This window comes from Nocardioides sp. SYSU D00065, from assembly GCF_017916425.1.
In the GTDB taxonomy this organism is placed as follows: Bacteria; Actinomycetota; Actinomycetes; order Propionibacteriales; family Nocardioidaceae; genus Nocardioides.
In genome coordinates this window covers 1100941-1119546 of the sequence record NZ_JAFMSX010000002.1, presented here as the reverse complement: position 1 = coordinate 1119546, position 18606 = coordinate 1100941, and the positions used below count along the sequence as shown (strand labels likewise).

Sequence of the window (18606 nt, the reverse complement as noted above, 5' to 3'; positions counted from 1 at the left end):
CAAACGGTCCCGACACGCCGTCCGTGGGGTTGGCCACCGAAGAATTCGTCCTCTGGATGGACAGTGGCTCGCCGGAAGCCTCGCGCGTGGCGCCTGACTTGGTTCGAAGGTCGGTTGCGGCGTCGCCGCCAAGCTGCTTAGTCCTGCTGCCACGACGGCATGTGCGACGCCCGGCCGCCCTCATTCCGAGCCGGCGGTCGAAGATCGTCCGCGACATGTTTCGCGGTCGACCCCATGGTTACCTCAGCCCAGTGACCGACTCTCAGCCGTCGGATCCGCGCGCCCCAGCGGGCGTTGCAAGCGGCCTGACTGTCGGCTGCGCGCCGAGCGAGTGCCTAGGGCGAGCGGCGTGCGAACACGCGAGGGACCCCAGCTCGCAGTTTGATTGCTCAACCGGGCGTCGGCAGATCTGGTCACCGCTGGCGCAGCTTACGCACAACCCGGCGCTCACGAGCGGCCCGCGCTGCGACCTGCAGCTCGCGAGCAGGTCGAGCCGGAAGGCGGCACCCCGGCGCGACGCAGACGGCGCCACGGGGTACTGCCGCCTGCGACCGACCGACCGTACCCCGCCGTGGCCTAACGGTCAGCCGTCCGCGTCGTTCGCCGCGGCCCACCACTCGCGGTCGCGTTCCTCAAGCACAGCCTGCAGGTCACGCCACGCCTCGACGTCGTCCTGGTCGGGGGGGCTCGGGCAACGGCTGAGTCATTTGCTCATGGTGCGTCCCGCGCGCTCCGACCGCAACGCTCGAATCCCGGCACGACCGCGCGTCCCTGACCCGCCACCGCCTGCTGTTTGGTGTGCCTGACGCTCATCAACGCGCGAACCGCCCGGAATGCGGCTGTCGGTGGTCAACTCCATCCTTGCGCTATGGACTGGGACACCGGACACCACGAACGCACGCAAGCCAAGCGCGAACTGGCTCATGCAGTCGTCGACGGCCCGGATGGAACGCGCGCAGTCGAACTGTCGCCGGTGCGGGGTGAGGCGCTGCAGCTCAAGGCACTGCACAACGAACGGTTCTGGTGCAGCACTCAGGCGAACGGCTGTGGAGGCCCTCTGGGCCTGAAGGCCGGGAAGATCCGAATCCCATACTTCAGCCACCGTCCCGGCGCCGAGTGTGCTCTAGCGAGCGACAACGCACGCGCCGCCCGCTCCTACGAGCACCTACGCTGCCAGCGAGCCCTGGTCGCTTGGCTCGAAGCCCAAGGGTTGAGCGCGACGATGGAGCACTACTTCGGATCCGATGGACGAGCCGACATCCATGTCGTGGTCAACGACCGTAGCCACACCATCGAGGTCCAGTTGTCCCCGATCGCCCTCAGCGGGGTTTTGCCTGCGCAAACTCTGGCGACTGCCTGGTCCCGCATGTCCGCTCCTTGCCCCACGAGTTGCCCCACGTCGTCTCGTCAAGCGCCGTGGTCCCAGCCTGGGACTGACTGGTCCTTTTCGCCGGCCAGGTCTTGGGCGCCGATCGCGCTGGCATGTCGCTCAGAGCACGACCTCCACCTCGTGCATGTGCTCGACGACCCGGAAGCCCAGGGCGGTGTTGGTGTGGTGCATGGCGGTGTTGGAGGGGGCGGTCCACGTGTGGACGGTGGTGACCTCGGCCGGCAGGCCGGCGTAGTTCACCGACTTCAGCGCGGCGCCGAGCCGGTGGCCGCGGTGCTCGGGCATCACCATCGTGTCGTCCTGCCAGCCGTAGTGCGCGCCGTGCGGGACGAAGAGCAGGGAGTACCCGCCGAGGACGCCGTCGTCGCGGCGGCGGGCCGCGGCCACCCGGACGTCGTACGACCTCGCCAGCCGCTCCTCCGAGGCGGCCAAGCGCTCGTCGTCGAGCACCGTCGCCTCGAGCTCGAGGTCGCCGGTGGGGAGGTCGGCGTTCATCTGGTTGCGCATCGCGAGGTAGGCCGGCCGCTGCTCGTCGGGGCAGCGCCCCCGCCAGGTGAGGACCTCGTACGCCGCGTCGACGGGCGCCGGGGCCAGCGGCAGCTCGGCGAGCAGGTGGTCCTCGCGGTGTCGCTCCTCGGCGCCCATCGCGACGGCGAAGTCGTAGCCGCCGCCGGTCACGACGAGGTCGACACTGACCTCGCCCCCGAGCCGGGTGCGGCCCGCGGCGCAGGCGTGCTCCACGACCGCGGTCCACAGCGCTCGGCCGATCCCGCGGCGCCGGTGCTCGGGCACCACGCTCACCTCGGTCCAGGCGACGTCGAGGTTCTCGGTCGTCGGGAGCTCGAGCTGCGCGACGCCGAGCACCTCGCCGCGGTCGACCGCCTGCAGCCAGGTGCGGTCGGCGTACGGACCGGGCTCGGTCATCGACAGCTCGACCGCGCCGAGCGCCTCGAGCAGCGCGTGAGGACGGTCCGCGCGGATCGCGCGGTCCTGGGCGTCGTACCAGGCCCGCCGAGCGGTCGGGTCAGTCGTGTCGAGCTCCTCGATGTCCACCGGGGCATCGGACCGCACACCGGGAGGCACCGCAACCGCATATCGGCGTTCGACTTCGCGACCGCCGGGCGGCATGGGACAGTGATGCGTCTCGGGATGGGAGGACCTCGGTGGCACGGAACCGTCAGGCTGCGCTGTTGACCCCGGCGCAGCGTCACCTGGTGACGCGCTTCGGCTACGGCGTCGACGCGACCCAGGCTGCGGACGTACGCCGCGCCGGCGGTGCGCAGGCGTGGTTCGAGCAGCAGCTCACCCGGCCGGGGTCGTTCCCGGACCGGGATGCCGAGCAGGTCCGCCGGTGGTGGCCCGACCTCGAGCGCAAGCCGGCCGACCTGTGGAAGCGGCAGCTCGCGGAGGTGCGCGGCGGCTGGCAGGTAATGGAGGACTACGGCCGCTGGCTGCTGGTGCGGCGCATCCGCACGCGCCGGCCGGTGCTCGAGAAGATGACCGAGTTCTGGGAGGCCATGCTCCACGTGCCGGTGAGCGGCGACGCCCACTTCACGTGGCGGGTGGACTACGGCGACACCGTGCGGCGCCACGCGCTCGGCCGCTTCGACCAGCTGCTCGCCGAGACCACCACGCACCCGGCCATGCTGATCTTCCTGTCGGCTGCCACGTCCACGAAGCGGGCGCCCAACGAGAACCTCGGGCGCGAGCTGCTGGAGCTGCACACCCTCGGCACGGGCAACTACGACGAGGACGACGTCAAGGCGTCGGCGCGCATCCTCACCGGGCACCACGTCGACCTGTGGGAGACGTGGGCGGCGTCCTACGTGGAGGACGACCACTGGACCGGTCCGGTGCAGGTCAAGGGCTTCCGGCACGAGAACGGCAAGAAGGACGGGCGCGAGGTGACCCGGGCGTACCTGCGCTACCTGGCCCACCACCCGCTGACCGCGCACCACCTGTGCGAGCGCCTCGCGACCAAGTTCGTCCGCGACGACCCGCCGCAGTCGCTGGTCCGGCGGCTCGCGAAGGTCTACCTGAAGAACGACACGGCGATCGTGCCGGTGCTGCGCGCGCTCGTGGCGAGCAAGGAGTTCCGCTCGTCGGCCGGCCAGAAGCTGCGCGACCCGAGCGAGGACGTGGTGGCGACCTACCGCGCGCTGGGCGTGCGCCTGGACCGGCCCCGCGGCGCGGACTCCGGCGTGCACGCCATCTTGTGGCAGGCCTCCGGCCTCGGGCTGGCCCCGCACGCGTGGCCCCGGCCCGACGGCACGCCGGTGCGCAACGACGTGTGGGCGTCGCCGTCGCGCGCGCTCGGCTCGATGGAGATGCACTGGTCCATGGCGGGCGGCTGGTGGCCCACGGCCGACCTGCACTACCGCAAGCCGAGCGCCTGGGTGCCGAGCAAGCCCATCCGGTTCGCCGACCTCGTCGACGAGGTCAGCCGCGACCTGCTCCACCGCCCGGCCACCGGGAGGCTCGTCACGACCGCGTCCCTGGCCACCGGCTGCCGGGCCAAGGAGAGGATCGACCGCGACCACGGCCTCTACCAGTGGGGCTTCCCGCGGCTGCTGGCCGCCGTCCTCGACTCCCCCGACCACCTGGCGTGCTGACATGACGATCGAGACCGACCCCACGACCCGAGCCTGCGGGTGCCCCGACTACGACGAGGCCCGGCGGGCGCTGAGCCGCCGCGCGGTGCTGGGCACCGCCCTGGCCGGCGGCGCGCTCGCGCTCGGCCCCGGTCTCGGCGGCTCCGGTCCGCGCGCGTACGCCGTCACCGGCCGTACGTCGAGCAGGCTCGCCCCGGCGACCGGCAACGTGCTGGTGCTGCTGTCCCTGCGGGGCGCGGCCGACGGCCTCTCGCTGGTCGTGCCGCACGCCGACCCGGCGTACTACGCGGCGCGTCCGCGCATCGGCATCCCGCACACCGCGCTGCTGGCGCCGGACGCCATGTTCGGGCTGCACCCCGCGCTGGCGCCGCTCCTGCCGATGTGGAACGCGGGGACGCTCGCTGCGGTGCACGCCACCGGCATGGCCACCCCCAACCGTTCCCACTTCGCCGCCATGGAGGCGATCGAGGACGCCGCACCCGGATCGACCGCCCGCAACGGCTGGCTCAACCGGCTGCTCGGCGAGCTGCCCGGTGCGTCCCCGCTGCAGGGCACGGCGATCGGCAACCAGGTCCCGACGTCGCTGTTCGGCGCCAATCCCGCGTTCGTCGTCGGCGACGTCGACGACGCCGAGGTGGCCGGCACCGAGGAGGACGGCCGCCGCCTCGCGTCCCTCCAGCACGCGTGGAAGGGCGACCGGCTGATGGGCCGGGCCGTGCGCGACGCCATCTCCGGCGCCTCGACCTTCGGCGCGGCCAGGAACCTGCCGGCGGGCACGCCGACGACGCCGTACCCGGACAGCGGGCTGGGCAAGGCGCTGTCGGACGTGTCGCGGATCGTGCGCGCCGGCGTCGGCGCCGAGGTGGTCACCGTCGACCAGGGCGACTGGGACATGCACACCGACGCCGGCACCGTCGAGTGGGGCGACATGAGACGCAACGCCGGCGACCTCGCCGCCGCGATCGCCGCCTTCTTCGCCGATCTCGGTCCGGCCGCCGACCGGGTCACGCTGGTGACGCTGAGCGAGTTCGGCCGACGGGTCAAGGAGAACGACGGCTACGGCACCGATCACGGCTTCGGCAACGTCATGTTCGTCGCCGGCGCAGGCGTCCGGGGCGGGCGCTACTACGGATCCTGGCCGGGGCTGACCGACTCCCTGGACGCCGACGTGCTCGTCACCACCGACTACCGCAGCGTGCTGACCGAGGTGGTCACCCAGCGCTTCGGGGTCTCGGTCGCGCAGGTCTTCCCGGGCTTCTCGCCGCAGCCTGTCGGCGTGATGGTCTAGCCACGTCGGCAGACAGCCGGCACCGCCCGATGCCATGCTCGGGGCATGACACAGGCGCCCACCCCTCCTGCCTACGAGCCGCTCCCCGAGGACTGGGAGACCGCGTTGTTCGTGGTGGCCCACCCCGACGACATCGAGTACGGGTCCGCCGCGGCGGTCGCGCGCTGGACCGGCCAGGGCAAGCGGATCGTCTACTGCATGGTGACCAGCGGCGAGGCCGGGATCGACGGGTTGCACCCCGACGAGTGCGCTCCGCTGCGCGAGGCCGAGGAGATCGCGTCGGCCCGCGCGGTAGGGGTGGACGAGGTCGAGTTCCTGCGCCTGCCGGACGGCGTCCTGGAGTACGGCGTGGCGCTGCGCCGGACGCTCGCGCAGGTGGTGCGCCGACACCGGCCGGACATCGCGATGACGATCAACTTCCGCGAGACCTTCGGCGGCACCAGCCTCAACCAGGCCGACCACATCGCGGTCGGGAAGGCACTCCTCGACGCGGTCCGCGACGCGGGGAACCGCTGGATCTTCCCCGAGCAGCTCGCCGACGGCCTCGAGCCCTGGGGCGGCGTACGCGCCGTGTGGGCGGGCGGGTCCCCCGACGCCGCCCACGCGGTCGACGTCACCGACACCTTCCAGGACGGCGTCGCGTCCCTGCGGGAGCACAAGGCCTACATCGAGGGCCTCGGCTGGGAGGGCTGGGACCCCGAGGAGTTCCTCGACGGCATCCTGCGCGGCGGCGGCCAGGGCCTGGGTGTGACGCACGCGGCGACGTTCGAGGTGTTCCCGCTCGGGTGGGGCTGAGCCGGCGCCTCAGCGCGTCCGGAAGAGGGGCCTGCGTCGCTTCCGGCCGGCCGGATCGCCGGCGCCGCGGAAGCGGGCGCCGACGAGTGCGGGCGGAGGGACCGGCGCGGTCTGGGCCTCGGGTTGGTCGCCCGCCTGCGCGGCGGGCTCGCGCGCCACGGTCGTGAGGTCGTGCCCGGCCAGGACCGCCCGGATCTCGTCGATCATCGCCAGCAGGTCCTCGTCCGCCGCCGAGGTCGCACGCGCGACCAGGGCGTGGCGACCCAGCGCGGCACCGACCAGCGACCCCTCCTCGAAGCGCAGCCGCATGAAGCCGGTGGCGTGCTGGTCGGCGAGGGACCGGAGGATCGCCAGCATGCGGTTGCCGACCTCGGCGAGGTGGTCGAGCTCCTGCCGCTCCCCGTGCGCGGCCAGCACGCGGGAGCCGGCCGAGATGACGGAGCTCCAGGTCACGCCGTCCACCTGGGAGAGGCGCTCGAGGCAGTGCGTGATTGCCGCGGCGGTGTCCACGGCCCCGACGACGACCACCGACGGCGGGGTGTGGGCTGGCACGGGCGTGACGGCCGCCCTGTAGGTCCCCTCGCCGGCGGGCGTCCAGGTGACGCCGACCAGCAGCCGGTGGGTCCCGAACGCCTCCATGAGCCGGAGATCCCCTGCGTCGACGAGCTCGCCCATCCGTCGTGCGAGCCGTCCGGTGTAGGGCAGGGCCGCCGCGAGCGCGCCGTCGGCGCCGTCGTCGCCCACCACCGACCCGTCCGGACGTACGACGAACCCGGCCGCCTCGTCCCTCCCGGTCCCCTGTTCCGCGCTCATGCGAGCACTCTGGCCCACGGCCGCCGACGTGCCGCGCGGTGTAACGCACACTTCACATGGCGCGGCGAAGCGTTACGCCACCGCAACGCGGCGTGGGATCACCGGCCGGAGGCGCCGGTCCTCACGCGGTGCAGGAGCTCCTCGGTCGTGACCACGGTGGCGAACTCGCCGTGCAGGTTGGTGGCCGTGGCTCGCATCAGCTCGTCCCCCGTCATCAGCGTGCCGTCGGGCCCCAGTCGGTCGAACGTGTGGGTGGCGTCGATCGCGAAGTACACGTTGTAGCCCAGGTTGCCGCCGACCCGCGCGGTGGTCTCGCAGCAGTGGTTCGTCGTGATCCCGGCGATGCACACGTCGGTGATGCCCTGACCTGTCAGCCAGCTGTTCAGGTCCGGCGCCCCGTGGAAGGCGGAGTTCACGTGCTTGGTGACCAACAGGTCGGGCTCGTGCTCCTCGACGTAGGCCTTCAGGCGGTTCCCCGGCTGGCTGGGGTGCAGCGTCCCCGCAGGATCACGGCCGTCGTGACGGACGTACACGAGAGGGCGTCCGGCCGCGGTGAACGCCTGGATGAGCGCCGCGATGTTGCGGTCGGCGCCGGGGTTGTTCCGGGTCCCCCACCGGGGGTCGTCGAAGGCGCGTTGGACGTCGACGACGACGAGCGCCGCCCTTCGGTCGAGCTGGTCGATGGGTGCAGTGGTCAAGGGGTTCTCCTGGGTGTCGGCGCGGGGCAAGGCCCATGCTCGCCGCCGCGACTTGCCGAACGCTTGCGCCCGGGCAAACTCCTCCGGTCGGCGGTGCGTGCCCGTGCGCATTCCGACCAGCCCGACGGCCCATGTAACGCCGTGTTACTGCTTGTACCCACCCCCGTGCACGGGGGTGGGTACAAGCCTCAACAGGGCGTTACAAGCCCCGTGCCGCCAGCAGACGAACGCCGCGCGCGGACACAGCCGACATGCGAAGGGCCCCGACCCGCGATGCAGGCCAGGGCCCTTCTCTGGCTCCCCCGGTTGGACTCGAACCAACAACCGTCCGGGCCATTCCAATGGCAATCCCCCGCCAGGTTCCGTGGATGCATGCACCATCAGCGGCTACTAAGAGACTTCCCTCAGGATCGGGGTCTGGCCAGACTCTGATCTAGGTAATCGGCGGGACGCTCTCTTATCGGCTGCCCACCGTCGGGGTGTGGCTCACATCTGGACTGCGACCCGTCGGTCACCGTGACAAGGAGTGGCTCCAGAGGGGTTTGCCCAGCTCGTAGTAGCAATGCCCACCTCGTCGTCCATCGGCACCAGCCACAAGACGAGGTGAGCAGATGAGCGGCACGAAGAAGGGCGTGATCATCGGGGTCGATCTCCACAAGATGTCGGTGACGATCGAGGTGGTCGACACCCACGAGCGGTTGCTCGGCACGGGTCGCTTCGCCACAGACCAAGCCGGCTACACAGCGCTGCAGCGCTATGTGAAGCAGTGGCCAGACCGGGTCTGGGCCGTCGAGGGAGCCAATGGCGCCGGTCGTCCGCTGGCCCAACGACTCGTCACAGCCGGCGAACAGGTCGTCGATGTGCCGGCCAAGCTCGCGGCCCGGGTGCGGCTCTTCGACACCGGCCACAACCGCAAGACCGACGCCCTGGACGCCCACTCCATCGCCGTCGTCGCAGTCCGCACCGACGGCCTGCGGATGGTGGTCGAGGACGGTGAACTCGAAGCCTTGCGGATGCTCACCGACCGCCGCGACGAACTAGCCCGCCAACGGGTCCAGACCGTCAACCGGCTGCAACGCCTGCTCAGTGAACTGCTGCCGGGCCAGCGCAAACGCGACCTGTCAGCCGCTCAGGCCAAGACGATGCTCGCCACCGTCAGGCCGCGTGACATCGCGGGCAAGACCCGGCGCCGGATGGCGGTCGAGGAGATCGCCGACCTGGTCGCGGTCGACTCCAAGCTGAAGAAGATCAAAGCCGAGTTGAAGGCCGCGGTGCTCGAGCGCGGCTCAACCCTGATGGACATCTACGGAGTCGGACCCGCCGGCGCGGCACGGGTGCTGGCTGACGTCGGCGACGTGACCCGGTTCGCTGACCGGAACCGGTTCGCGTCCTGGACCGGCACCGCACCACTGGACGCCTCGTCCGGTGAGCAGACCCGCCACCGGCTCTCACGTGCGGGGAACCGGCGCATCAATCACGTCCTGCACGTCGCCTCGATCGTGCAGATCCGCCACGACACCAAAGGCCGCGACTACTACCGGCGCAAGCTCGCCGCCGGGAAGACACCGATGGAAGCCCTGCGGTGCCTCAAACGCCGCCTGTCCGACGTCGTCTACCGCCAGCTCCTCGCCGACGCCAAGGCTGCTGGTGCGGGTCCGGGAGGGCACTGCGGGGCGACACTTCAATCCAGCGCGGCCGACTCACACCCGCTCATCGACACTTCGGATCAGCCACTCCCCGGACCCGCGCGGCCGACGCTACGCCGACCACCGCCCGGTCGGAAGACCCTCACTCCAAGCGCCCCTTGACACAGAGGGGTGCCAGATCCGGACGTACAGCCGGGGCCCGGAGCCGTGGCCATTGGACGTGGCACGCTGAGCCACATGAAGAACCGGAATCCGGAGGTAGGCCCTGAGGAAGACCTGCAAGACGCTCTCCGGCAGGTGCACATCTACGCAGCCATTGCCGCCGCGGCGAGCGACGCGCACGCCATCCTCGACGTCATGCTGAGTGCTGCGGATCCTGAGGCGGCCAACCGAGCGCTCGTGGACCGGTATGCCTTCACGGAGGTGCAGGCGTGGGCCGTGATGGACCTCCAGTTCCGGCGCCTGACTGCGATGGACCGGGCAAAGATCGAGCAGCGACGTCACGAGCTCGGTGAGCGGGTCAAGGACCTGGAGCGGCAGCTCGGGCGAGCGTGACGACGTCATCGCACTTCCGCTCATCGGCAGACTTCGCACCATCGGCGGCAGGTCATCGCGGGCGTAGCCGCCCTCAACGCGGAAGAGCCGAGCCTCTCATTGGCGCGTTCTCGCAGAGTCGCCACGGTGATGCTCGGTCTTGGCCGATGCGCTGGCTACGGTTCGCCTGTGAAGGAATCGGCGAAGTGGAATACGTCAGATGCTTGGTGGCTGCTCGCCGGTCCCGTGACCGGAATCGTCGGTGGGACCGTGCTGGGTGCGATGTTGGGTTGGCTCACAACCCCGGCCGAAGGCGTTGGGCCGCTGGTTGGCAATCCCGTCGAATCGTCGATCCTCGGCGCGTTGGTGGGAATGACGCTGGGAGTTTTGTCCGGTGCTGTCGTAGGTGCTGTGCTCATGCTTCTTGTCCCACGCGGACGACCCACGTCCACCGCTCGACCGCTTGCGGCCGGTGTCGCTGCGATGTGTTGCCCGGCCGTGCTGGTTCTTGCGTCGAGCATCGGCCGTATCGACCTCAGCCAACTTGATGTGACTTCGTTCGTCGTCGTGGCGGGTGCGGGGGCGGGGGCCTTCGCCTGGGTTGCTGGCAGAACGCCAGACCGCCTCTGACGACCACCTACGCAATCGAGCGCACGCACGCAGTTGCGCAACACCGATGCGCTCATCGGCAGATCCGACAACTGCATCGTCAATAGGGACACCGAGTGAGAGCTTTCCTGCGGCTACTGGTCTTGTCCGCCGTCGAACATGCGGGACCACCAGTCCTCAAAGTCCTCGAAAGTCTCGGGGCCTACCTCGACCTCAGCGAACCACCAGCCGCGCCTGCCCACGCGCTGAACTCGCGCTCATACTCGGCATCACTGGCGAACCTGCTCCGCGCCGGCTGTCACGGGACCGAGGGACTCGTGTTCGGCGTGACGGATACCCGTCGGAGATGGGCTAGCCCCGCGACCTCTCCAACGTGCTCGACACCCATGCGCGAGGTCCTCGACGCCGCCGGGTGCCAGTGGGCAGGCAGCCACACGTTCCGACGCACACATGCAACCCTTGCCGACGATGCCGGGGCGAGCCTCGGTCAGATTGCCGCCGTCCTCGGGCAAGAACCCGTGACGACGTCGACGTACATCAAGACTCGGCCGATTGCCGCTGCCGTGGACGTGCTCCGCACGGCGCAACTGGGGACTATGTGGGGATTCACCCTGGACACGGAACCGGCCCCGACCTGTGTTTGCAGGTCAGGGCCGGTTCTTTGCTCCCCCGGTTGGACTCGAACCAACAACCCTCCGGTTAACAGCCGAATGCTCTGCCAGTTGAGCTACAGGGGATCGCTTGTGCAGCGAGGCGAAACCTTAGCAAGCCCCGACTTCGGGGGTGAAATCAGGGCAGGCCGACGTCGCGCTGCATGACCTCGAGCGCCTCGCGCGCCGCGGCGCGGACGGCGGGGTCGTCCGGGTCGACCCCCTCGTCGTACTCGTAGACCCACTGCACGCCGCCGGCTCCCGAGGGCGCCCGGCGCGCGATGACGCGCAGGCCCCGGCGGCCGGCGACCACGACGTGCCGCTGCAGGACGACGCTGGCCGTGACCCGCTCACGGACCAGCTCGAGCAGCCGACCCGGCTCCGGCAGGGTCGCGGAGTGCACGACGCGCTGCTCGCCCCACGACCCGACCTCCGCCAGCGTGAACGCGTCGGTGTCGCGGTCCCAGTGAGCCGCCTCCACCTCCTCCCACGGCACGCGTCGGGTCGCGCCGTCGGCCACGACGTAGAACGCGTCGCGGGTGCCCGCGAGCACGGCGCCCTCCGCGCTGGTGGTGGCCGCCAGGACCTTCTCCCCCGGCTCCACCGCCACGGACGGCGTCGGCCGACGCCGCAACCGGCTCACCCCTGGGCTCCCGACTGCCCGACCGCGCCCTCACGCAGCTTGCGGCGGTGCTGCTCGAGCATGACCAGCTCGCCGAACATCCGGTTGTAGTCGAGCGCTTGGTCGACCGGGTTCGTGCGCTGGAGGCGGGCCTTGACGTCGGCGATCCGACGGGACGTGGTCAGCTCCTGCAGCCGGTAGACGTAGGCCACGGCGAAGGTCGGGGTGGGGTCGGAGGTGCCGCGCACCGGCTCCACGCCGAGCTCGGTGACCGCCGCCACGACGGCGGGGTCGGTGGCCGCCCCCCGCACGCGGTTGGCCCAGCCCGGGTCGTCGACGCCAGTCGTCGGGCCGCCGGCGGCGGTGACCGCGTCCCACACGCCCTGGAAGGTCGGATGGGTGAAGTCGTCGGTGGTGACGTGGGCGGTCGTACGTCCCACGCCGCCGGGGTGCTGGATGACGAGCTTGAGCATCTCCCGCTCGATCAGGAACCGCGGGTCCGACAGGCTCGGCAGGGTCGGGCGGGGGGCCTCGGGGGCCGCCGCCTCGGCCGGTCGGGAGGGACGGCGCTCGTCGGTGCGCGCGGGACGGTCGGCTGCCCGCCGCACCTCGGTGCGTACCTCGTCGACGTCGACGCCGACCATGTGGGCGAGCTCGCGGGAGAAGGACTCGACCTTCGTCTTGTCGCGGATGCTCGCGACCAGTCCCGCTGCGTCGCGCAGCGCGTCGACCCGCCCGTCGGCGCGGTCGAGGTCGTGGCGAGCCAGGATGTTGTCGAGCGCGAAGCGGTAGAGCGGGCGGCGCTTGGCGACGAGCTCGCGGACCGCCTCGTCGCCCTCGCGCAGCCGGAGGTCGCAGGGGTCCATGCCCTCCGGTGCGACCGCGACGTAGGTCTGGGAGGCGAACACCTGGTCGCTGTCGAGCACCTTCATCGCGGCCTTCTGCCCCGCCGAGTCGCCGTCGAAGGTGAAGATCACCTCGCCGCTGGTCGTGCCGTGGTCGCCCATGAACCGGCGCAGGACCCGTGCATGGTCGGTGCCGAAGGCGGTGCCGCACGACGCCACCGCTGTGCGTACGCCGGCGAGGTGACAGGCCATCACGTCGGTGTAGCCCTCGACCACGACGGCCTGCTGGCTGTCCTTCATCGCCGTGCGGGCCAGGTCGATGCCGTAGAGCACCTGGCTCTTCTTGTAGATCGCCGTCTCGGAGGTGTTGAGGTACTTGGCCTCGATGCGGTCGTCGTCGAAGATGCGGCGGGCGCCGAAGCCGATGGTGTCGCCGTTGGCCTCGCGGATCGGCCACACCAGCCGGCCCCGGAACCGGTCGTAGTGGGAGCGCCCCTGCGCGACCAGCCCGGCGGCGACCACCTCCTCGTCGGTGAAGCGACGCCCGCGCAGGTGGCGGGTGAGGGCCTCACCGTCGCGCGGCGCGAAGCCGACGCCGAACATCTCCGCCGCCGCCTGGTCGAAGCCGCGCTGGTGGAGGAACTGGCGGGCGACCACCGCGTCGGCGGAGCCCAGCTGCTCGGCGTAGAACTCCTGTGCCACCTTGTGCGCCTCGATCAGGCGGCCGCGGGCCGGGCCGCGGGGTCGCTGCGGCTCGTCGTCGCCGTCCTCGCGGCGCAGCTGTACGCCGAACTTGTCCGCGAGCCGCTCGACGGACTCCACGAAGGACAGGCCGTCGACCTTCATGAGGAACGCGATGACGTCGCCTCCCTCGCCACAGCCGAAGCAGTGGAAGAACTGCCGTGCGGGATTGACGTTGAACGACGGCGTCTTCTCGTCGTGGAAGGGGCACAGCCCCTTCAGAGAGCCGCCGCCGGCGGACTTGAGGGTGACGTAGCCGGAGACCACGTCGTCGATCCGCGCCTTCTCGCGCACCTCGGCGATGTCGTCGTCGCGAATCCGGCCTGCCACGCCGGGGAGTCTACGGGCGGTCACCCACCACCACGTCGCGGTCTCCACACGCCCCGGCCACCCCTTGGGGCGGGCGTGGCTGGTGGTCGACGGGCGAGTTTGACAGGGTCGTGCCATGACTGCTCCGCAGGGAGGGCAGAAGACGCCCGCCGAGATCGAGGCCGAGATCGAGGCCCAGCGCGAGCAGCTGGCCGGCACGATCGACGAGCTCGCCGCGAAGCTCGACGTCAAGGCACGGGCTCGCCGCAAGGTCGCCTCGCTCAAGGACTCCGCGACGACCGACGACGGCACTCCGCGTCCGGAGGTGCTCGCAGCCGCCGGCTCGCTGGTCGCGATGGCGGTCGTGCTGCTGCTCTGGCGCCGTCGCCGCGTCCACTGACCGCACCACTCACATCCGCTCGCCCGAGGAGGGAGACCCATCATGAAGAAGCTCATGCTGCTCGTCGCCGGAGGCGTCGGCTACGTGCTCGGCGCCCGTGCCGGCCGGGAGCGCTACGAACAGATCAAGAAGGCCGCCACCCGCGTCAAGGAGGACCCGCGGGTGCAGGAGAAGGCGCACCAGGCGGCCGACCTGGCCAAGGAGAAGGCCCCCGTCGTCAAGGACAAGGTCGCCTCGGCCGCCGGCTCGGCCGCCGACAAGGTGACGCCCTCGGGCAACGGCGAGCACCGCTCCGACCTCGAGGACCAGCTCAACCCCGAGAGCACCGCGCGGCAGGACAACCCCTACCCGCAGGGCGACCTGCCCTAGCTCCCGACCTGACGCGACGCCGCGCTCGCCCGCGCCCACCCGGTGGGGGCGAGCGCGGTGTGGCGCGCGAGGGCGCTCGCGTCGGTCAGCGACGCGACCTGGTCGATGACCACCCGCCGGCGGGCGGCGTCGTCGGCCGCCTCGTCCCAGTCGGCGACGAAGACCGGGTCGAGGCCGTCCGCGCCCCGCGCCCAGGTCCACTCCACCAGCTCGGCCACGAGCTGGCGCTGCCGCTCCATCAGCGCCACCCGGTCGCCGGCCTGCATCACGTAGTGGGCGGCGATGCCCTTGAGCACCGCGATCTCCACCTCGGTGTCCTCCGGGACGACCAGGTCGGCCCGGTGCCGTACGAGCGGCACGGACTCGGTGGCGGCGAACGTCGCCTGCTGGACGCCGCCGCAGAAGCGGCCGATGAGGTCGCTGGTGAGGTTCTTGATGGCGGCGAGGCTGCGCCTGCTGCCGTCGTAGGAGGACCGCGGCCAGCTCCCGACGGCCCGCAGGCCGTCGAGGGCGGAGTCGAGCGTGGCGTCGTCGGCACCGGGCAGGTACCACGAACGCACCGTCTCCCACAGGGCCGCGCGGTCGAGGCTGGTCAGGTCGAGCCGGCCGGCCACGATGCCGTCCTCGACGTCGTGCACCGAGTAGGCGACGTCGTCGGCGAGGTCCATCACCTGCGCCTCCACGCAGCGCCGCCGCCCCGCGACGCCGGCGCGCAGCCAGTCGAACACCGGCCGGTCGTCGTCGTAGACGCCGAACTTCACCACCACGCGCGGGGTGCCGTCGGCGTGCACGCCGTGCGGACCGGTCGCCTCCGACCGGGGCCAGGGGTACTTGGTGCAGGCGTCGAGGGTGGCCCGCGTGAGGTTGAGGCCGACCGAAGCGCCGTCGGCGTCGAAGGTCTTCGACTCGAGCCGGGTCAGCAGCCGCAGCGTCTGGGCGTTGCCCTCGAACCCGCCGCAGTCGGCGCTCAGCTCGGCCAGCACCCGCTCGCCGTTGTGGCCGAACGGCGGGTGGCCCATGTCGTGGGCCAGTGCGGCGGTCTCGGCGATGTCCGGGTGGGTGCCGAGGGCGCGCGCGAGGTCGCGGGCGATCTGGGCCACCTCGAGGCTGTGGGTGAGCCGGTTGCGGACGAAGTCGTCGGTCTGCGGGCCCACGACCTGGGTCTTGGCGGCGAGCCGGCGCGACGCCGCCGCATGCACGACGCGCGCCCGGTCGCGCTCGAACGCCAGCCGCACCGGCGCGTCGACCCGCTTGGGCGGCTCCTCGACCAGGCGCTCGCGCGCCGCGTCGTCGTACAGCTCCTCGATGCTCATCGGCCGGTCAGCCTAGCGAGCGCCGCGGACACCGAGGCGACTGGCTCGTCGGCCGCCTCAGTAGACGGTGACGTGCACGTGGTCGTAGTGGTTGGCGGTGACCGAGCCGCGGTTGGACATGCCGCGCCAGCCCTCGCCGGCGCGCTCCACCGACCAGATGTGCTGGGCGTAGATGATGTACTCCACGCCGAGCGAGGCGTAGTTGGCCTGCAGGAAGTTCGCCACGGCCCAGCCGGTCTCCCCCGAGACCATGATGTCCATGGCCCGGCCCTGCCCGTGCTCGCCGTCGCCGCGCCACGTGCCGTAGCTGGTGATCTCGGGCCAGTTCGCGCAGACCACGTCGTGGATCTCGTACAGCGTCGCGCGGCCCGCGTCGATCACGGAGCCGTTGGTGCAGGTGCCGCCCATGCTCGGGCCGGCGGGCTCGCCCTTGTCGGCCTTCTCGGGCTTCGGCTTGTTCTGAGCGAGGTACTGCGAGGTGACCCACCGGGACTGGCCGTCGATGACGATCTGAGTGCGGCCCGCCTGGCGGCGGCCGGTGACCCGTACCTGCTCGAGGGCCTGGATCACGCCGTGCTTCTCGGACTTCTCCGACGGCCCGTCCCAGAGGTTGAGGACCTCGGTGGTCCACAGGCGGTCGTCGACCTTCTGCGCCAGGCGACGCGCCTGCCGGTTGACGCTGATGGCCTCCCGGGCGGCCGCCTCGGCACGGGCGGCGGTGCGGATGCGCGAGCGCGACACGGGCGTGTCGGTGCGCCGCTCGAGGGCGGTCGCGCCGGAGATCGACTGGGAGGTGCTCGACGAGGAGGTGCTCGACGAGGCAAGGAGGTTGTCGGCGGGCGCCGGCTCGGCGGTGAGCACGCCCATGGTCACGGCCGACAGCGTCGCCACGACGGCGATCGGTGCGGAGACCAGGACGGAGCGGGGGATCGAGGACGAACGAGGCTTAGCAGGGGTTTCCCGCTTGTGGCGATGCTGAGCCACAGCGCTGATTCCTTTGCGGTTGCTGACGGGGGACTGCGCCGAACCACGAGGAGGATGGGAGACCTCGTGCCCACGCCGGCGCGATCATCGAGTGAAGCACAGGTCTCTCGACCTGTCCCAATCTTCCACGGTTAAAACCGAGGTGTTCCGCCTCACCAGTGACGGATCCCGGGGCGGCGCCCCCCGCCGCGCGCGCCGACGCTCAGCCGCCGGTCGTCTCGAGCGCGTCCTCGCGCACGTGCGCTCCGCGGCCGTCGGTGTCGTCGAGCCAGCCCTCGGGCAGCGCCACCCTGGCGCGCGGCGAGCCCTGCCGGCCACGCGGGGTGCCGAGCTCGTGCGCGGGGAAGGGCTCGTCTGGGTCGAGCTCTGCCAGCAGCACGTCGAGCGTCGCCAGCGAGTCGACCAGGGCCAGTCGGTGACGCAGCTCGCCGCCGGCCCGGAAGCCCTTGAGGTACCACGTGACGTGCTTGCGGAACTCCTTGCACCCGCGCTGCTCCCCCATGTGCTCGGAGAGCAGCTCGGCGTGACGACGCATCATGGTGCGCACCTCGCCGAGCGTCGGCAGCGTCGCCACCTGCTCGCCGTGGAAGGCGGCCGCGAGGTCGCGGAACAGCCACGGCCGGCCCAGGCAGCCGCGTCCCACGACGACGCCCGCAGCCCCGGTCTGCGCCACCATCCGGAGGGCGTCGGCCGCCTCCCAGATGTCGCCGTTGCCGAGCACGGGGATGTCGACGTGGTCGACGAGGGCGCCGATGGCGTCCCAGTCGGCCTCGCCGGAGTACGCCTGCTGGACGGTGCGCCCGTGCAGGGCGATGGCGGCGACGCCTGACTCCTGCGCGATGCGTCCCGCGTCGAGGTAGGTGAGGTGCTGCTCGTCGAGCCCCTTGCGGGTCTTCATCGTGACCGGGACGCCGTACGGCGCCGCGGCCGCGACGGCGTGCTCGAGGATCTCGGCGAGCAGGCCGCGCTTCCACGGCAGTGCCCCGCCGCCGCCCTTGCGGGTCACCTTGGGGACCGGGCAGCCGAAGTTGAGGTCGACGTGGGCCACGCCGTGGTCGCCGCAGAGGATCTCCACCGCCTTGCCCATGTAGACCGGGTCGGTGCCGTAGAGCTGGACCGAGCGGACCTTCTCGAGCTCGTCGAAGACGAGCATCTTCTGCGTCGTCTCGTCGCCCTCGACCAGGCCGCGGCTGGTGATCATCTCGCTGACGTAGAGGCCGGCCCCCTGCTCGGCGCACAGCCGCCGGTAGGCCGCGTTGGTGATGCCGGCCATCGGGGCGAGCACGACCGGCGTCTCGACGCGCAGCGACCCGAGCGTCAGCGAGTGGGGCAGCGCGGTCATGCCCCCATTGTCGAGCCGGTGGGGGCCCGGCCCAAATTCAGTCCTCGCCGCGCCGGCGCGGCTCGCGGACGTCGCCGCTCCACGTGATCGGGTCGAAGCCCTCCGTCGGCTGGAAGACCATGTCGCGCACCCGGCCGCCCTCGGGGACGAGGTAGACCAGGCACATCGCGGCCTCGGCGTCCGGCTCGAACGGGCTGGGCAGCGGGCCGCTCTGGCAGGCCCTGAAGTCGCCGCCCACCGTCCACGGGGCGCCGAGGGCTCCGTCGGTGTCGCGCAGGTAGAGCGGGACGTCCTGGCCGCCGAGGTCCGCCTCGCCGACGTTGGCGAGGGTCACCGTGACGAAGTAGGGCCGCGAGGCGGCCATGGCGTCGTCGCGCGTCCAGCCGTCGAGGACCGAGCGGCGTTGCTCGGCGACCTCGTCGACGCTGAGCTCGAGCTCACCCGTGACGTCGGCGGCGGGCTGCCACACCAGCACGGCCGACTGCCCCAGCTCGAGATCAGTGCCCGGCTCGGTGCCGACCGTCCGGGCGGTGGCCGTGCCGGGGCTGGCCGGCGCCCCCGCTCCGGGACCGGACCCCGAGCACGCCGCCAGCGACAGCGTCAGGGCCGCCGGGACGAGCAGGGTGCGCCACATGTCGTCATCGTG

The 18606-nt window shown here is 71.5% G+C and carries 17 protein-coding genes, 1 tRNA gene and 1 pseudogene; 9 read left to right on the top strand and 10 right to left on the bottom strand.

The features are described 5' to 3' along the window. Window positions 1-868: 868 nt before the first annotated feature. Window positions 869-1312: pseudogene (locus J3P41_RS19415) on the top strand (competence protein CoiA family protein); the annotation flags it as partial. Between the two features lie 177 nt (window positions 1313-1489). On the opposite strand, the gene J3P41_RS13440 reads toward J3P41_RS19415, so the two are convergent. Then, a complete protein-coding gene (locus J3P41_RS13440; RefSeq protein WP_210650788.1) occupies window positions 1490-2443 on the bottom strand; it encodes a GNAT family N-acetyltransferase in 954 nt (317 codons plus the stop codon). A gap of 161 nt (window positions 2444-2604) precedes the next feature. On the opposite strand from J3P41_RS13440, the gene J3P41_RS13435 reads away from it, so the two are divergent. The 3 genes from J3P41_RS13435 to J3P41_RS13425 are packed head-to-tail and all read left to right on the top strand — an operon-like array spanning window position 2605 to window position 6085. Further along, a complete protein-coding gene (locus J3P41_RS13435) occupies window positions 2605-4002 on the top strand; it encodes a DUF1800 domain-containing protein (RefSeq protein ID WP_210650787.1) in 1398 nt (465 codons plus the stop codon). Window position 4003: 1 nt separating this feature from the next. Further along, window positions 4004-5290: a DUF1501 domain-containing protein gene (locus J3P41_RS13430; RefSeq protein ID WP_210650786.1), complete on the top strand. Its 1287-nt coding sequence runs from the start codon at window positions 4004-4006 to the stop codon at window positions 5288-5290. 45 nt (window positions 5291-5335) lie between these two features. Beyond that, on the top strand, window positions 5336-6085 hold the full coding sequence (locus tag J3P41_RS13425; protein ID WP_210650785.1) for a PIG-L deacetylase family protein: 750 nt from the start codon (window positions 5336-5338) through the stop codon (window positions 6083-6085). 9 nt (window positions 6086-6094) lie between these two features. Here the strand turns inward: J3P41_RS13425 and J3P41_RS13420 are convergent, their stop codons facing one another. Both J3P41_RS13420 and J3P41_RS13415 read right to left on the bottom strand, forming a co-directional pair. Then, a complete protein-coding gene (locus J3P41_RS13420; protein ID WP_210650784.1) occupies window positions 6095-6898 on the bottom strand; it encodes a hypothetical protein in 804 nt (267 codons plus the stop codon). A gap of 98 nt (window positions 6899-6996) precedes the next feature. After that, complete coding sequence (locus tag J3P41_RS13415) at window positions 6997-7596, bottom strand: cysteine hydrolase family protein (protein WP_246861964.1); 600 nt, start codon at window positions 7594-7596, stop codon at window positions 6997-6999. 611 nt (window positions 7597-8207) lie between these two features. On the opposite strand from J3P41_RS13415, the gene J3P41_RS13410 reads away from it, so the two are divergent. From J3P41_RS13410 to J3P41_RS13400, 3 genes are all read left to right on the top strand, one after another. Next, a complete protein-coding gene (locus J3P41_RS13410) occupies window positions 8208-9404 on the top strand; it encodes an IS110 family transposase (RefSeq protein WP_210650782.1) in 1197 nt (398 codons plus the stop codon). Between the two features lie 75 nt (window positions 9405-9479). Further along, on the top strand, window positions 9480-9797 hold the full coding sequence (locus tag J3P41_RS13405; RefSeq protein WP_210650781.1) for a DNA gyrase subunit A: 318 nt from the start codon (window positions 9480-9482) through the stop codon (window positions 9795-9797). A 168-nt stretch (window positions 9798-9965) separates the two neighbouring features. Further along, window positions 9966-10406, top strand: a complete 441-nt coding sequence (locus J3P41_RS13400) for a hypothetical protein (protein WP_210650780.1) — start codon at window positions 9966-9968, stop codon at window positions 10404-10406. Window positions 10407-11049: 643 nt separating this feature from the next. Here J3P41_RS13400 and J3P41_RS13395 read toward each other — a convergent pair. From J3P41_RS13395 to dnaG, 3 genes are all read right to left on the bottom strand, one after another. Further along, window positions 11050-11122, bottom strand: a tRNA-Asn gene (locus J3P41_RS13395). A gap of 52 nt (window positions 11123-11174) precedes the next feature. Beyond that, on the bottom strand, window positions 11175-11678 hold the full coding sequence (locus tag J3P41_RS13390; protein WP_210650779.1) for a hypothetical protein: 504 nt from the start codon (window positions 11676-11678) through the stop codon (window positions 11175-11177). After that, the gene (gene dnaG, locus J3P41_RS13385) at window positions 11675-13573 is read right to left on the bottom strand and encodes a DNA primase (protein WP_210650778.1); all 1899 of its coding nucleotides are present in this window, start codon (window positions 13571-13573) and stop codon (window positions 11675-11677) included. Before dnaG ends, J3P41_RS13390 begins: the two co-directional genes overlap by 4 nt. Window positions 13574-13688: 115 nt before the next feature. Between dnaG and J3P41_RS13380 the strand changes: the two genes are divergently transcribed. Next, a complete protein-coding gene (locus tag J3P41_RS13380) occupies window positions 13689-13952 on the top strand; it encodes a DUF3618 domain-containing protein (RefSeq protein ID WP_210650777.1) in 264 nt (87 codons plus the stop codon). Between the two features lie 42 nt (window positions 13953-13994). After that, window positions 13995-14321: a YtxH domain-containing protein gene (locus J3P41_RS13375; RefSeq protein ID WP_210650776.1), complete on the top strand. Its 327-nt coding sequence runs from the start codon at window positions 13995-13997 to the stop codon at window positions 14319-14321. On the opposite strand, the gene J3P41_RS13370 is transcribed toward J3P41_RS13375, so the two are convergent. The 4 genes from J3P41_RS13370 to J3P41_RS13355 form a co-directional block, all read right to left on the bottom strand. Beyond that, window positions 14318-15634: a deoxyguanosinetriphosphate triphosphohydrolase gene (locus J3P41_RS13370; RefSeq protein WP_210650775.1), complete on the bottom strand. Its 1317-nt coding sequence runs from the start codon at window positions 15632-15634 to the stop codon at window positions 14318-14320. The two genes, J3P41_RS13375 and J3P41_RS13370, sit on opposite strands and share 4 nt — an antisense overlap. Window positions 15635-15691: 57 nt before the next feature. Then, the gene (locus J3P41_RS13365) at window positions 15692-16507 is read right to left on the bottom strand and encodes an SH3 domain-containing protein (protein ID WP_210650774.1); all 816 of its coding nucleotides are present in this window, start codon (window positions 16505-16507) and stop codon (window positions 15692-15694) included. Window positions 16508-16820: 313 nt separating this feature from the next. Continuing rightward, window positions 16821-17960, bottom strand: coding sequence for a tRNA dihydrouridine synthase DusB (gene dusB, locus J3P41_RS13360; RefSeq protein ID WP_210650773.1), 1140 nt, complete (start codon window positions 17958-17960; stop codon window positions 16821-16823). A gap of 37 nt (window positions 17961-17997) precedes the next feature. Then, the gene (locus tag J3P41_RS13355; RefSeq protein WP_210650772.1) at window positions 17998-18594 is read right to left on the bottom strand and encodes a hypothetical protein; all 597 of its coding nucleotides are present in this window, start codon (window positions 18592-18594) and stop codon (window positions 17998-18000) included. Window positions 18595-18606 lie beyond the last annotated feature (12 nt).

Excerpts from the sequence above, each read along its gene's own strand:
- J3P41_RS13430 (WP_210650786.1), top strand. The coding sequence starts at position 4,004 with ATGACGATCGAGACCGACCCCACGACCCGAGCCTGCGGGTGCCCCGAC.
- J3P41_RS13425 (WP_210650785.1), top strand. The coding sequence starts at position 5,336 with ATGACACAGGCGCCCACCCCTCCTGCCTACGAGCCGCTCCCCGAGGAC.
- J3P41_RS13420 (WP_210650784.1), bottom strand. The coding sequence starts at position 6,898 with ATGAGCGCGGAACAGGGGACCGGGAGGGACGAGGCGGCCGGGTTCGTC.
- J3P41_RS13410 (WP_210650782.1), top strand. The coding sequence starts at position 8,208 with ATGAGCGGCACGAAGAAGGGCGTGATCATCGGGGTCGATCTCCACAAG.
- J3P41_RS13405 (WP_210650781.1), top strand. The coding sequence starts at position 9,480 with ATGAAGAACCGGAATCCGGAGGTAGGCCCTGAGGAAGACCTGCAAGAC.
- J3P41_RS13380 (WP_210650777.1), top strand. The coding sequence starts at position 13,689 with ATGACTGCTCCGCAGGGAGGGCAGAAGACGCCCGCCGAGATCGAGGCC.
- J3P41_RS13375 (WP_210650776.1), top strand. The coding sequence starts at position 13,995 with ATGAAGAAGCTCATGCTGCTCGTCGCCGGAGGCGTCGGCTACGTGCTC.
- J3P41_RS13370 (WP_210650775.1), bottom strand. The coding sequence starts at position 15,634 with ATGAGCATCGAGGAGCTGTACGACGACGCGGCGCGCGAGCGCCTGGTC.
- dusB (WP_210650773.1), bottom strand. The coding sequence starts at position 17,960 with ATGACCGCGCTGCCCCACTCGCTGACGCTCGGGTCGCTGCGCGTCGAG.
- J3P41_RS13355 (WP_210650772.1), bottom strand. The coding sequence starts at position 18,594 with ATGTGGCGCACCCTGCTCGTCCCGGCGGCCCTGACGCTGTCGCTGGCG.